The organism is Microcoleus sp. A003_D6 (assembly GCF_036702825.1).
Lineage (GTDB): Bacteria > Cyanobacteriota > Cyanobacteriia > Cyanobacteriales > Microcoleaceae > Microcoleus.
The window spans coordinates 63752-78426 of the sequence record NZ_JAUBWA010000001.1 but is presented as its reverse complement, the minus strand read 5'-3'; the positions used below and the strand labels follow the sequence as shown (position 1 = coordinate 78426).

Annotated in this window: 12 protein-coding genes and 1 tRNA gene; 7 read left to right on the top strand and 6 right to left on the bottom strand. The window is 47.6% G+C overall.

Translation table 11 applies throughout. The annotated features are described in order from the left end of the window. Window positions 1-5 precede the first annotated feature (5 nt). Window positions 6-596: a DUF3611 family protein gene (locus tag QUB70_RS00345; RefSeq protein ID WP_332977742.1), complete on the bottom strand. Its 591-nt coding sequence runs from the start codon at window positions 594-596 to the stop codon at window positions 6-8. 167 nt (window positions 597-763) lie between these two features. Between QUB70_RS00345 and QUB70_RS00340 the strand changes: the two genes are divergently transcribed. The 3 genes from QUB70_RS00340 (at window position 764) to QUB70_RS00330 (ending at window position 2511) form a co-directional block, all read left to right on the top strand. Further along, entirely contained in the window at window positions 764-934 is a 171-nt protein-coding gene (locus QUB70_RS00340) for a hypothetical protein (protein ID WP_172186391.1), read from the top strand. Between the two features lie 739 nt (window positions 935-1673). Beyond that, the gene (locus tag QUB70_RS00335; protein ID WP_332977741.1) at window positions 1674-1970 is read left to right on the top strand and encodes a hypothetical protein; all 297 of its coding nucleotides are present in this window, start codon (window positions 1674-1676) and stop codon (window positions 1968-1970) included. Between the two features lie 112 nt (window positions 1971-2082). Next, complete coding sequence (locus tag QUB70_RS00330) at window positions 2083-2511, top strand: heavy metal-responsive transcriptional regulator (RefSeq protein WP_332977740.1); 429 nt, start codon at window positions 2083-2085, stop codon at window positions 2509-2511. Window positions 2512-3294: 783 nt separating this feature from the next. Here QUB70_RS00330 and QUB70_RS00325 read toward each other — a convergent pair. The 5 genes from QUB70_RS00325 to murA all read right to left on the bottom strand — a co-directional run bounded on the left by QUB70_RS00325 (window position 3295) and on the right by murA (window position 7936). Then, complete coding sequence (locus tag QUB70_RS00325) at window positions 3295-4218, bottom strand: spermidine synthase (protein WP_332977739.1); 924 nt, start codon at window positions 4216-4218, stop codon at window positions 3295-3297. 142 nt (window positions 4219-4360) lie between these two features. Further along, on the bottom strand, window positions 4361-5236 hold the full coding sequence (locus QUB70_RS00320) for a DMT family transporter (protein ID WP_442927667.1): 876 nt from the start codon (window positions 5234-5236) through the stop codon (window positions 4361-4363). A 169-nt stretch (window positions 5237-5405) separates the two neighbouring features. Beyond that, a tRNA-Leu gene (locus QUB70_RS00315) sits at window positions 5406-5487 on the bottom strand. Further along, complete coding sequence (locus QUB70_RS00310; protein WP_332977737.1) at window positions 5466-6335, bottom strand: M48 family metallopeptidase; 870 nt, start codon at window positions 6333-6335, stop codon at window positions 5466-5468. Before QUB70_RS00310 ends, QUB70_RS00315 begins: the two co-directional genes overlap by 22 nt. 179 nt (window positions 6336-6514) lie before the next feature. Continuing rightward, window positions 6515-7936, bottom strand: a complete 1422-nt coding sequence (murA, locus tag QUB70_RS00305; RefSeq protein WP_332977736.1) for a UDP-N-acetylglucosamine 1-carboxyvinyltransferase — start codon at window positions 7934-7936, stop codon at window positions 6515-6517. Between the two features lie 549 nt (window positions 7937-8485). Here murA and smc point away from each other — a divergent pair. The 4 genes from smc to QUB70_RS00285 all read left to right on the top strand — a co-directional run bounded on the left by smc (window position 8486) and on the right by QUB70_RS00285 (window position 14389). Continuing rightward, window positions 8486-12328, top strand: a complete 3843-nt coding sequence (gene smc, locus QUB70_RS00300; protein ID WP_332977735.1) for a chromosome segregation protein SMC — start codon at window positions 8486-8488, stop codon at window positions 12326-12328. Window positions 12329-12562: 234 nt separating this feature from the next. Continuing rightward, the gene (locus tag QUB70_RS00295) at window positions 12563-13579 is read left to right on the top strand and encodes a PRC-barrel domain-containing protein (RefSeq protein ID WP_332977734.1); all 1017 of its coding nucleotides are present in this window, start codon (window positions 12563-12565) and stop codon (window positions 13577-13579) included. Window positions 13580-13727: 148 nt separating this feature from the next. Then, the gene (locus QUB70_RS00290) at window positions 13728-14045 is read left to right on the top strand and encodes a DUF433 domain-containing protein (RefSeq protein WP_293208271.1); all 318 of its coding nucleotides are present in this window, start codon (window positions 13728-13730) and stop codon (window positions 14043-14045) included. After that, window positions 14042-14389, top strand: a complete 348-nt coding sequence (locus QUB70_RS00285; RefSeq protein WP_332977733.1) for a DUF5615 family PIN-like protein — start codon at window positions 14042-14044, stop codon at window positions 14387-14389. Before QUB70_RS00290 ends, QUB70_RS00285 begins: the two co-directional genes overlap by 4 nt. Window positions 14390-14675 lie beyond the last annotated feature (286 nt).

Sequence of the window (14675 nt, the reverse complement as noted above, 5' to 3'; positions counted from 1 at the left end):
ATTTTTTATTGTTTGTGGATGCGATCGAGCAACCAAAGAGCCCCCATAATCCCGACAAAGTGGGCAACAGTGGCGTGAGTATTGGCGAGTACCACAAATATGTCTAGCGGCTGAATAAATCGACCCAAATCGACTGCGGCACCGAACAAAGCTTGCGGCTGAGCTAGAGATTTGGCTAACAGAGTGCCGCTGATAGCTTCTGCGCCGATCAGCGTCAGCACCATTCCCGATAAGTTGCTCCAAAGTGTCAACTGCACGTCTTTAATAGTGTCTGCTTTTTTGGGGCGCACAGCGTTGGCGGGCGATCGCAGTTTTCTCGACAAGCGGGTGAAGCCGAAAGCGCGATATACGCTGTAACTGAGCACTGCTAGCCCGCAAATGGCAAAAAATACGCCGCCGCCGGTGCCGGCACTGGTCGATCCCGCAGGGGCGGTAGCGCTGGGGATAGCGAAGGGGATGGCAAAGAGCAAAATGATCGCCGCCACCACCGCTAGCACTAACTGCACCCAGAAGCAAACCCAGCCTGCTGTACGAAGGGCAAAGGCAACTCGCTGTGCGGCGACAGGAAGCTTATCGTTATCTAACTGATTAGTCATATTTTGAGCGGATATAATTAAGTGGCTTTAGCGGGCAGCAGTTTTTTCTCTTCGGGGACGGTTGACGGCGGTTAACCCTCTTTATAATAGAAGCAGCAATGTTTAAGAATTGTAACTAACATTCGATTTCACATTTGAATAGCGTCGATCGCCAGGTACCCAAAGCAATGACACAACTACAACCCACCGTCACTCCCAAACTGGAACAGCCAAAGTTTGGCTTCAACAGCTACGCGGAACGCCTTAACGGTCGAGCCGCGATGATCGGTTTTTCCCTAACTTTAATTATCGAGTATGTCACAGGGCAGGGGTTGCTGTCCTGGTTAGGTCTCAACTAATTTTAGCTGTTTGGCGCGGTCAGCCTCACACTTTGTCTTGACTTTTCCCGCAGCGGGTGTCACCTCTGCTGACCGCGACAAATTCGGGAATTGATTAGAATATTAATTAGAAACAAGCCTAGCGACTTCTCTGTCGAGAGAGATCGGTTCACAGAATGCAAGAGCTGGCTTTTGGATGTATCTCGGGTAAGGAACCCCACGCCTAAAGGCGGAGGCTTTTAAGACTGTCCGGCTCTTTGAGCGGGATTGAATCCTGAGCTTACCTTACCAGCCTAAGTCTTTACTGACTACGTTTTTTGAGTCACGATACCGGGGAATGCGACGCTAGTTCCTCGCTCTATCGCTAGTCGTTAAACATCTGTACAAGGGTTAAGGACGTGCGACTAGCTTAACAAGCTCTTAAAACATTGACCGACAAGCGAACATTACCCGAAAGGGAAATTGAGGCAACCATACCTCACTGGAGAGGCAACCATACCTCTCCAACCCCGAAAGGGGATTTTAGCGACTAAAGTCGCTGCCGCTGTCCTCCCCATGCCTAAAGTCAGGGGCTTCTCGCTCGTTTTTCGGTGAAATTTTGATTTGACAAGCTTGGCAATTTGGCCTCGCTCTCGTACAATTCCCCACAGGCGAGAATATAAATTTAGGTGAAGCTAGTCTCCCTTGCTAGAAATCCCGATCGTTCCGCCAACTCTAAGTTTTAGAGCTTGTAAGTAAATATAGAACAGAGTAAAACCTAATGAATGCTTCGTGGACGCGACTTTTGAGGTCAGCTTACCGTAGAGAGCCAATTACCAGCTTTGTTGTGACAGTGGGCGTTGTCGATGCAGCGATCGGCAGCATCGGTGCGAGCGGCTCTTTATTGGCTTTTGGGCTGGGTACTGCTGGGGTGGCGATGGCTCTCCGCTGGTGGCAAATTTACCGCTCTGGAGCCGAAAAACCCGCACCGGCTGCCGAATACTATCTTCCTCCTCAGTCTTCTCGACCCCAGTTGCCCGTGCTTAACAACGTGTCTAAAAAAAATCCTCCTTATTAAGATTAACGGGCAATGGCGACTGGGCTTGGTTTGCGATCGACTCCCTGCATCTGAGAAAGTAAAAGATATGGCAAGAAAAGTCTTTCAATCCTAGATCTTTGATGCTTGGTTTATGAATATTTCTGTTGCCGAGAAACTTTACAAAATTGGCTCCGTAGCTGCCTGTAGCGGTTTGTCGGTGAAAACTGTTCGCTACTATGAGGAGATGGGCTTGCTGTCTCCTGCGGTGGAGCGATCGCCCGCTGGTTATCGCTTGTTTGGCGAAACGGTATTCAACAGGTTAGCGTTTATTAAACGATCTCAGACTCTGGGTTTGAGCCTTCAGGAGATTAAGGAGATTTTACAAGTTCGCGATCGGGGAGAGTTGCCCTGCTCTGAAGCGAAGCAGCATCTAACGGCGAAGGTAGAGGAAATTTCCGAGCAAATTGCAGCGTTAGAAACTTTGAAGGGGGAGTTGCAATCCATTCTCAACCGCTGGCAAGAGCAACCCTCGCAGGCGAGCATTACTCGCACGATTTGTCCGAACATTCAGCGGGATTGAGCCACAGCAGAAAGATAAAAAATAAGGGAAGGAATTATCGGTTTCCTTCCCTTGATGGTTTTGTTGGTGGTTTGGTCGATCGTGTTGAGCTTTTAACTGTTTTCGCAGAGTTTGCTGTTGCTTTTTGAGCTGTCGAGCTCTGGCTGAGCCGCCTTTGCCTTTGGAGTTTCTGCCCTCGCTGCGGGGAGACTCCCAACTTTTTAGTCTCATATTTTTTATTTTTTGCACTACTTCTATATTACCCCGCCCGAAGTTCACTGTCAAGTATTTTTTAGACAGATGTTTCCTAGTATCAACTCTTGACTGATTTAGATTTGGTCTTAGGAATGAAAATTTAATAACTTTAGCGTTGGTTAAATAGTCGGCACTGCACGATAATTCCATTTTGGTAGATATTCATCAAAAATAATTTTCATTGTTTCTTTAAATCCATTAGCTACTTTTCGACCAGTTAACTGTAGGGTGCGTCGCCACCCTTAAATCCTAAAAAAGAGCGACAATCTCAAAGCGACGCACCTTACCTGAAGCGTGAGCGTAAACAAACCTAACACTCATGATTGTTGCAAGACGAGGCGAGAATTGGTATTAAAACCCAATAAAGTTCAGTTAGTGCTAACAAAACTGATCGTGTGTAGGTTGGGCACGAGTGAACGAACCCTCCGTTTCACTCCGCCCAACATTTTCGCTACAATTTTCCTTAACCCAAGCGTATTGGCTTAAAACCCTCAATAAGAGTTAAAAAACCCGGTGTCTTCGTGGGCGAGTGCGTAAGTCATATATTTATCAGTCCAAATATCCTGCGGGTATTTCAGCATCTGTAAAAATTGGCAGCGTTTCCCAATTTTTTACCCATTCCGGCAATTCAGCTAATTTTTTGAACTGAAGCGACATTTCTATTAAGGAAAATCCTAAATTGTGGAAATCTTGAATAAGTTCGGCTTTCAAAAATATTTCATTTTTAGCTAAATAGGGAGTATTAGTCGCAATCACAATGCAGTTGCTGGTTTCTAAATTGCATATATAAATTTGTGCGAACACAGTTTGAATGGTTTTCACCGCCGCTGCGTTAAACTCTTGTTTGTGGAACAGGTTGACAACTAAAGCACCTGCCATTGACAAATGAGTTTTGCACAGTTGGTAAAATTCTTGTGTCACCAATCTATAGGGCATATAGCCGCTGCCAAAACCAGCATCCACAATAATTATATCTTTTTTTACTGTTGGATTTTGTTGGTCAAGATATTCGCGCCCGTCTTGAATCGCGACTTTTAGTCTGTCGTCAAATTGAATGCCAAAAAATTTGCGAGCAACTTCGACTACTGTGGGGTCAATATCTGTACATTCGACCATCGCGTCAGCGAAATAGTGGTGAAAAAATCTGGGGATGCTGCCGCCGCCAAAGCCGATGATATAGATATTTTTGGGTTGATGTTTCCAGACTAATGCTAGCAGCATTGCTCTGGCATATGGAAATATTAAATTTAGTGGATTGTTGAGGTCTAGGATTGATTGAGCTACATTTGTGCTTAAGGTTTCTCTGTCTGCTAAAAGCAGTAGTAAGAATGATTGCATTTTTTTGACGGCGATGCAATTGTCACCGGAATTTTGTTGAAATATGATGCCATCAGGCTGTTGGTGAAGCCAATTGATTTGTTGGTGAATAAGTGCTAAATTGCTAGTTTGTCGAACGCCTTTATAATCAGTCATACCATTTTAGATTTTAGATTTTAGATTTTAGATTTTAGATTGGGGAATCACTGATGACTATCATGGTTGGGAGCAAACCTACAGTTTCATTCTTTTTGGAAGTATCAAATCTAAAAGCTTAAATCTCAAGTCTTACATCTAATTAGTTCGATCCCAATAATAGGGCAATTCCGCCGATCGCACAAACTACCCCCAAAACAGCCCGAAGGCTCACTTTTTCGCCCGCCAGCACGGCTAAGGGCAGGATAAATAGGGGACTGGTAGAACTAAGTGCTTGAGCGATTCCTGCGGGTGCATATTTCAGCGAAGTCTGTTGCAGGAAAATCCCGAGATAGGTTCCTAAAAAAGCGGCTAGAATTATTGCACCTAATATTTTTGGCGCTTTTAATTGCTTAAAAGTGTCAAGGTTTGTTGGGTTCAAAAAGCACAGCATGACTGCTAAGCCGCCGCTCAAACGCAAGGCTGCTGTCCACAGGGGATCGATATCTATTTGAGTGAAGGTGGCGCGGGATAAAACTGCCCCAGCGGCGTGGGATGTTTGTCCTAATAAACTAATGGCTAATCCTTGCCAAAGATGTTTTGATGGTAAGGTGGTTTCGGCTGTTCGTTCTGCAATTACCCAAGCTACGCCGCAGATTGTTAAAAAAATGCCAGTACAAGCAATGGGCGATAACTTTTCTTGCAAAAATATTAAGCCAAATAAAGCTGTTAAAGGGGGAGATAGGGTTTCTAAAAGCAGCGCTCGCCTCGCGCCTAAATATTTTAATACGATAAAGAAAGCGGTGTCTCCGATGCCAATTCCTAGGGCGCCGCTGATGAGCAGCATTGCTAAAATATTGGGGTTGACTGCTGGTAAAGATTTGCCTAAAATTAGTATAGTGGCAAGGAGCATGAAAAGGGCGATCGCACCTTTGAGTAAGTTTAGCACCACTGCTGGAATTTGCTGTCCCACTCGCTGCCAGATTGTGGAAGATAGAGTCCAGACAAATGCAGCGCCTAAAGCCGCTATTTCACCCATAAAATTTGTTGACTGTTGACTGTTGACTGCAAGCCCGATGCCCAATTCCCGATCCCCAATTCCCGATCCCCAATTCCCGATGCCCGATGCCCCATGCCCCATGCCCAATATAAATTAGGGTTCCAGACTTATCATCTGGAACCCTAAATTTATTAAGCTTTTCTAGCAGTGGGCGGGGAGAGAATCGAACTCTCATACCTTTCGGTGTCAGATTTTGAGTCTGATGCGTCTACCAATTTCGCCACCCGCCCTTTTTCGTTTCACCATCATAACACACCGCTCGATTTCCTGCAAGCAAAGATTCATAATCTTTTGAACTTGCCCAGCGATCGATCTCTCTGGCGCGCAATACTGGTACAGGATGGGACAACTGAGCCGTCTGAGCTTGTTTGAGCATTTCTCCGAGTTGAGTGCTGCTGAGGTCGTCGTAGGCCCGCGCCTGCGCCAAAAACGCATCTACATTCAGTTTCGGAGCTAAAGTCGGCGAACCTCCGGCCAGTTTCATCAACAAAGATGCTACCACTCTTGGGTCTTGAGTGGCGAGCAAGGCGGCGCGATCGCACGTAAATTCGGCACACCGCAACCATTCCAACATTTGCGCCTGCAAACCCTGCGCCAGCACGGTTCCTACAGGCGAAAATTGACCCGCGGCCAACACAATTAAATTAGCCAGAGTCAGGTAAACTCCGTGCTCGCACTTCAAATGCCCCAACTCGTGAGCGATTACTGCCTTAACTTCCTCGTCTGTGAGCAAATCAATTAGAGAAGTGTGCATCACCACAAAAGGCTGTCTTCCCCGCATCGCAAAGGTGTAAGCATTTGGCATCGGATGCTGGCGGACATAAAGCTGCGGCGGTTCCAAATCAAGAGTTTTGCAGGCATCCAACAGCAATTGATGCAGATGCGGCAGTTGATTTTCGCCGACTTGGACGCTGGAAGCCAGATTTTCCAGCATGAAAAACTGTTCGCCCAGTTGTCCCAGCAACTGTCGCACGATCAAATCCAGGCCCGGCAGTTGTTTGAGAGTGCTGGTGGCTTCCAAGTCTAGCGGGTGGCGAAACTGGTCTGCTTTTAAACCGATGAGCGGTATGTTCGACATTTTAATCCTGAGTCATTAGTCAATAGTCACTGGTCGTTAGTCATTGGTCATTGGGAAATGGGAATTATGAATTGGCAATTGAAAAAGGTTGAATTATTTTTCTTTCTTCTTCCTTCTTCCTTCTTCCTTCTTCCTTCTTCCTTCTTCCTAATGACTAATGACTGCTGACTAATGACTAATTAACAGTTTAAACCCGATCGCACGGGATTGACAGGAGCCTCAGCAGTCGCCGGGTCTGTACCCTCTTTGACGCGCCGCAACTTAGCTCCCAATTTTTGCAGTTTCACCTCTAACTGCTCGTAGCCGCGGTCTAAGTGCTGCAAGCTGCTGATGGTTGTGACACCATCGGCTGCCAGTCCCGCTAACACTAACGCCGCCGAAGCCCGCAAATCTGTTGCCACGACAGGCGCACCCGACAGCCGCGACACTCCCCGCACAATCGCTACATTGCCTTTGAGGCGAATGTCGGCGCCCATGCGGTTGAGCTCTGCTACGTGGCGCAAGCGATTCTCAAACACGGTTTCTTTGATCAAGCTGTCGCCTTCGCTCAGCGTCAGCAAAGCCATAAACTGAGCTTGCATATCTGTGGGGAAACCGGGATAAGGCAGAGTTTCGATGTCTGTGGCCGAGTGAGTTTTGCCCGGAACTATCCGCAAAATGTCGGGGGATTCTGCAATAATTTTCGCCCCAATTGTCTTTAGTTTGGCAATGACTGCGGTGAGGTGGTCGGGAATTACCGGCGACAAACTGATTTCGGAGTGAGTGATGGCTCCTGCTACTAAAAATGTTCCGGCTTCAATGCGATCGGGAATAATTGAATAGTCTACCGCGTGCAGCTTGGGAACTCCCGAAATGACGATCGTATTCGTGCCGGCGCCTTGAATTTTTGCTCCCATAGCGCAGCAGAAATTCGCCAAATCTGCGACTTCCGGCTCTTGAGCCGCATTTTCAATCACGGTTTCTCCTTCCGCCAGAGTCGCCGCCATCATCAAAGTTTCAGTTGCGCCGACGCTGGGGTAGTCCAAATAAATTTTGGCTCCTTTCAGGCGGCGGTTCGGCCCTTTGACGTAAGCGTGAACGGTGCCGTGGTCGATGTGGACTTCGGCACCGAGGGCTTGGAGACCGCGAACGTGGAGTTCAACGGGTCGCGCGCCGATGGCGCACCCACCGGGTAAGGGGACTTTGGCAAATCCCAAACGCGCTAGCAGCGGGCCGATGATGAAGAAGCTCGCCCGCAGTTGGCTGACTAATTCGTAGGGGGCTTGAGCGTCTATCAGGTTGCTGGCGTTGATGTCTAAAACGTCCCCGTTCTGCTGTAAGTTGACTCCTACAGCCGAGAGAATTTGCCCCATGCGGGCGACATCGACTAGACCGGGAACGTTGCGGAGACGGCAATCCTCTGGGCATAGCAGGGCTCCTGCCATGACGACTAAAGCCGAGTTTTTGGCACCGCTGATTTTGACGTGTCCTTTAAGGGGTTCGCGACCCCAAATTTGCAATACTTGTTGTTCGTCGCTTTCAGGTGAAGCTGGCAGGTTAGATGAGTTCTGAGCTGGTGTAATGGGTTTGCCCTCCATAATGCGCTTCGTTACTTTATACATTATTAATTTTGGTTCGATTTTACCGGAAAGTTTTTATATGTCTAGGGGTAACATTAGGGATTTTAGGCATTGTATTTACTGGAACTTTCTCTGGGCAAGGCTTTCAGGTTTAATCGCGCAAATATTGCCGATCGAGTTTCAGCGAGTTATCTGTATCAAAATTTACGTTAATTTGTAGCGCTCGCTCGGAATGCAGATGTTGTACGTTTTTCAACGAACTTTTTAAGGAGCGCGAATTAAATAATTTACACTCTTGAAAGTGGGGTGTCCCGCCCGCCCTTTCTGGACGGGCGGGACGCCCATCCCACAAGAACCATCACGCATTGTAAGGATCGTGGATTAAATAACTTCCTACAAAAAATACAAGTTATTTAATTCTCATTCCTAAGTTATTTAATTCTCATTCCTAAGTAAAAGCCGACTCGGTTGTTGACAAAGGTGTAAGATATCGGTTCGATCGACAATGCCAGAAAGTTAACACATTGTCGATCGCCCCATTGCCTGTGCTACCCTGTGACAACAACCTAGAGCCAAAGCTACTCCTAGCACATGGTTCACATTAAACGGATCGAACTGACTAACTTTAAATCTTTTGGCGGCACAACGTCCATTCCCGTGCTGCCCGGTTTTACTGTGGTTTCCGGGCCCAACGGTTCTGGAAAGTCCAACATCCTCGACGCTTTGCTGTTTTGTCTCGGACTTTCGAGTTCCAAGGGAATGCGGGCCGAACGTTTGCCGGATTTGGTGAACAGCGCCCAAAACAAACGCGGTACGATCGAAGCTAGCGTTACTGCGACTTTTGCGCTGGAAGATGTGGGGGAGGAATGGTTCGCCCAGGATGAAGATGAGGATGAAATCTCAGAAACTCAAGAGAGTAACGAACAACTATCTGCTGCTAATCCACAATCGGCTGAGTTATCTGTGGAAGCAGAAGATATAGAAGCAATCGAAATTACAGAAACTGAAGACAACAACGGACAATCATCCAATCTAAAATCTAAAATCCAAAATCTAAAATCGGATGAGTTATCTGTTGAAGACGTAGAAGACATTGAAATCGCAGCAACTCAAGACAACAACGGACAACTACTCGCCGCTACTAATAAAAAATCCAAAATCCAAAATCTAAAATCGGATGAGTGGAGTGTGACGCGCAAACTTCGAGTTACTCGCCAAGGTACTTACACTTCAACTTATTATATTAACGGCCAACCTTGCACGCTGACTCAACTTCACGAACAACTCAACCGCTTGCGAATTTATCCCGAAGGCTATAACGTCGTGCTGCAAGGAGACGTTACGAGTATTATTTCGATGAATTCTAAGGAACGCAGAGAAATCATTGACGAATTAGCTGGGGTGGCTCAGTTCGATCGCAAAATCTCCTTAGCAAGGCAGAAGTTGGATGAAGTTAAGGATGTGGAAGAACGCAGCCGCATTGTGGAAAAAGAGCTGATTTCTCAGCGCGATAGACTCGCGAACGATCGCACAAAAGCGGAAAAATATCAAAAATTGCGGGCGGAATTTCAAGAAAAGTCGCAGTGGGAAATTGTGCTGAAATTCCGGCAATTGCAGCAACAAGAATGGAAACTGCGCGAACAAATCGAAACGGGCGATCGCACTTCTGCATCTCTCACGGAACAAGTGCAAACAATTAGCACCCAAATTCAAGCAGCAACCGCCGAACTTGACGCGCTGAATGCCCGCGTTAAAGCTTTGGGAGAGTCGGAATTGTTGGCTTTGCAAGCGACAATTGCGACTCAGGAAGCGGAACGGCGGCAACTGCAAAACCGCAAACAGGATTTAGAAATAACTGCTGGCCAAATGGCTGCTAATATAGCACAAACCGAGTCAGAAGTTCGGCAATTTAAGCAAAGTTTGGAGCAAATTGAGATTGAAATATCTTATGTTAAGTCTCAAATAGGAAGTTTGCAGGAACAGCGGGACGCAGCCCAGCAAAGTTTAGATGAAAATCGGGAAGTTGCAAATGCGATCGCCTCGACGGCCGAAGTTTGGGTACAGCAGCAAACGGAACTGCACCGCCAAATCGAAACAGTTCAGCAAACTTTGGAACCGCAGCGTACAGAACAAGCTACCATTGGCGAAAGAGCCGATCGCCTGCAAAGCCAAATTCAAGAACAAAACCAATCGCTGCAAGTATTGGAACAGGAAATTGCAGCGAAAAAAACTCAGCAATCTCGCCTTGTGGAAACCAAAGGCGTTGCATCTTTGCAAGTAGAATCGCTGAATCAGATTTTAGTCGAAGCCGAACAAGAATTGCAACTGCAACAGGAAACTCAAACTCGTTTGTTGGAAGAACAGCGGGAAAGACAGCGCAAATTAGACAAACTAGAAGTGCAGTTTCAAGCACTGCAAGAAGCGACGGGAACGTTTACTGCAAAAATTGTCGCGCAAAGCGGAATTGGCGGAGTTTGCGGCTTGGTGGCTCAACTGGGCAGGGTAGAACCGCGCTATCAGTTGGCGCTGGAAATTGCGGCGGGCGGCCGCATGGGCAATATGGTGGTGGAAGATGACAGCGTGGCTGCTGCTGCGATCGAATTGTTGAAACAAAAACGGGCGGGAAGGATGACGTTTTTGCCTTTGAATAAGATTAGGGGCGGCAGGTATTCGGTGAATGAAAATTTGCGGCGCGCGGCTGGATTTGTGGATGCGGCTGTTAATTTGATTGATTGCGATTCGCGGTATCAGGAAATTTTTGCTTACGTTTTTGGCAGTACGGTTGTGTTTAGCAACCTCGGTGATGCCCGCCGCTATTTGGGACAGTACCGGATTGTCACTTTGGACGGGGAAATTTTGGAAACTAGCGGGGCGATGACTGGGGGAAGTTCTACTAACAGATCTACTTTGCATTTTGGCACGGTTGATGCTGGCGAGGCTGTTGAAGCGAGGACGATCGCATCTCTGCAAGAAAGGTTGGAGGAAATTGAGCGGATTTTGGAACGGTGCAAAATTGCGATCGATCGCGCTTCTGTTGCTGTCAAAACTCGCAGCCAAGAATTGATGGAAGCAAAACAAAATTTGCGCGAGAATCAGTTGCGCTTGGAACAGTTGGATTCTGAAATTAAGAATTTGCAAGCGCAACAGGAACAAGTGCGATCGCAAATTGCGAAAAATACACAGGAATTAACTAATTCGCGATCGAGATTGCAGTTGCTGGAGAGAGAATTGCCCGCACAGGAAAGTCAATTGCAGCAGTACCGGCAAACTTTGGCGCAGTTGGAAGAGTCGAACAGTCACAGCGAATGGCAGCAAATGCAATCGGGTTTGCGCGCTCTGGAAGCGCAACTGCAAGAGCGAGAATTGGCTCTGAGAAACGTCCAGCAGCGCCTTGTAGACTTGGAAAATCAATTCGGGCGTTTGGAAGACAAAATTAAGGAAGGCAGCGAGAAATTGCAGGATTGGCAAGTGCAGCAAAATGCGGGGGCGGATGCGATCGATCGCATTGTTTCGCAGCAGTTAGAACTCGACGGACAAATTGCCGAAGCTAAGGCGGCTTTGGCCCAAATTGAGGAAAAATTGGGCGTGCAGAAGGGCGATCGCGATCGGGCGGAATCTCAACTGCGAGAACAGCATTTAGCCAAACAGCAGTTACAGTGGCAGTTGCAAAAACTCCACGAAACCCAGCAAGAACGCCGGGAACAATTAGCCGCCATCCGCACTCTATTGGAAGCGCAGCGGGCGGAAATGCCCGACCCCGTGCCGTCGATTCCTGAAAATGTCGAGAAAGCCAATTTGACGGAATTGCAGCAGGAAGTAAAGGCGATCGCCAAACGAATTCAAGCTTTAGAACCGGTCAATATGCTAGCCTTGTCAGAGTACAACCGCACTCAAGAACGCCTTCAAGAATTGAGTCAAAAATTGACGACATTGGAAGGAGAACGCACTGAACTGCTGTTGAGAATCGAAAACTTTACCACACTCAGGCGGCGCGCTTTTAAGGAAGCTTTCGACGCGGTTAACGAGAACTTCCAGACTATCTTTGCGGAACTTTCCGAAGGCGATGGCTATCTCCAGCTAGATGACCAGGAAGACCCCTTCAGCAGCGGCTTGAATTTGGTCGCTCACCCGAAGGGCAAACCCGTACAGCGGCTGGCTTCTATGTCGGGAGGCGAAAAGTCCTTGACGGCGCTGAGTTTTATTTTTGCGCTGCAACGCTACCGCCCGTCTACGTTCTACGCTTTTGATGAAGTGGATATGTTTCTGGATGGGGCAAATGTGGAGCGATTAGCTAGAATGATAAAACGACAGTCTGAACAAGCCCAGTTTATTGTTGTGAGTTTGCGGCGACCTATGATTCAATCGGCTGAGCGTACAATTGGCGTTACTCAAGCGCGGGGAGCTTATACTCAAGTCATCGGACTGAAGCTATAGTCCCTGAGTGTCTGTTGATGACCCTACCCAAAAACGGATACAAGCCGCCGACAACAGTCGTGGATAGATGAAAATTTTAGACCCTAGTTCAAGCTCCCACATTCATCTGTGGAGTAAATCTAAAATCTAAAATCTAAAATCTAAAATCGACTGACTGAAGTTGTAGTCCCGGAGTTTATGTCAACGCTCGTGTTGAGTGATATATGTACTTAATAAATCAGGATTAAAGTTAGAATGACATCCGAACAAATTTGCCAACGCTCCGACATTCTAGGCACTCAGGTCATCACCCGCGACAGAGGTAAACGCTTGGGGGTGGTTAGTCAATTGTGGGTGGACATCGATCGGCGGGAAGTTGTGGCGATCGGTCTGCGTGATAATATATTCGCGGTCGCTGGAATGCCGAGGTTTATGTTCCTCAACAATGTCAGCGAAATCGGCGACGTGCTGTTGGTGGAAGATGAAAGCGCGATCGAAGATGATGTTGATGTTGAAGTCTACAGCATTTTGATTAACAGCGAAGTTATTACCGAAACCGGCGAACTTTTAGGTAGGGTGCGGGGCTTTAGGTTCGACCCCGAAGACGGTAAGTTAGTTTCTATAATTATCGCTTCCCTGGGAATCCCCCAAATCCCCGACCAAGTTCTCAGCACTTACGAGTTGGGGATTGAGGAAATTGTCAGCAGCGGCCCAAATCGTTTGATTGTGTTTGAAGGTTCCGAGGAAAGGCTCAGACAGCTTAGTGTGGGTTTGCTGGAGCGCGTCGGTTTGGGCCAAGCACCTTGGGAACGGGAAGAGGACGAGCAAGGTTATTATCCGAAACCCGTGGCTACGGGAAATCAATTGGGCCCGGGCGTGCGGATACCTGCACCGGAAATGCGTAGCAAGGTAGCAGCGCCTGCGGTTGAGGAAGCTTGGGATGAGGATTCGCAGTGGAACCGGCCTCCGGTGCGGCAGCCGCAGCAGATGCGCGCGGTGCAGCCTGAGCCGATCGACGATTACGAGGATTACGAAGAGGATAATTGGGGCGGCGAGGAGGACGATTATGAGGAGGAGTACGAGGAGAAGCCGCAGTACACTCGCTCTGAGATTTCTCGCCCGAAGGAGCCGATCGTGCAGTACGAGTACGAGGATGATGTGGAGGCGGATGCTTGGGCTGACGATGAGGCGCCGAAGCCTTACCAGGCTCCTCGGGTAAATATCCCTGAGAAGACTAAGACTCCTGAGTACGAGGAGGAGCCTGGTTATTAGAATTTAATCCACTGGTTGAAGCCGGTGGCTGCACAGAGGAAGTCCCTCTGTAAGATACTGTTGGAAAACCCGCTTTTGCGGGTTTTGTTTTGATTGGGGCGATCGATCTAATCGATATAATAGAAGTGCGATCGACAAGGTAAAAACCGTGACTCTAACTGCAACCGAATACAAATATGTGGAATTAGATGAGAAGAATGTTCCTCTCATCGCCGGAACCACAATGAAAGTCGTTGAATTAATAACTTCGGTAAAAGCTTACGGCTGGACTCCTGAAGAATTATTCCAATCCTATCCTCACCTGACTTTGAGCAAAATTTACTCTGCGTTATCCTACTACTGGGATCACAAACAAGAGCTGGATGCAGATATGCAGCGCAGGTTCGAGTATGCCGAAAAGTTGCGCCTAGAAGCTGGCGAATCTGCTTTGGCTAAAAAACTCCGAGCCCAGGGACTAATTAAATGAGTATAAATCTGTACATGGATGAGAATGTACCTCTACCTGTTACAGAGGGATTGCGGCGACGGGATGTAGATGTTCTGAGAGTTCAAGACGACGGTAGAACAGGTATGCCCGACCCTATTATACTCGATCGCGCAGCCGAGCTTCAGCGCGTTGTTTTTACCCAAGATGAGGATTTTTTAGCCATCGCAAACCGCCGCCAGCAAGAAGCAGTAAATTTTGCTGGCGTCATCTACGCTCACCAACAAAGTGTAACTGTTGGCGATTGCATTCGTGACTTGGAAATCATTGCTAAGGTTAACGAACCTGAAGATTTAGTTAACTGCGTTCAGTACCTGCCTTTGTAGCACAACCAGAAATATCGATCGCCCAGTCCGTGATATCATGTGCGGTGATTTGATTTGCGATTGTTTGCTGTTTTGGGCGATCGCCAAAACGGTCGATTGCTTTCACCGCCATCTAAAATGTCAGGAACCTCGGCCTGAAGGCACGAGGCTTGAAAGAGAAATCTAGAAAGCCATCCTGACCAGCCTAAGTCCTTTGCGGACTACGTTTTTTGAGTCACGACACCCTGGGATGCGAAGCTAGTCCCCTGCTCTGTCGCTAGTGGTTAAACAGTTCTAAGGTCACTGA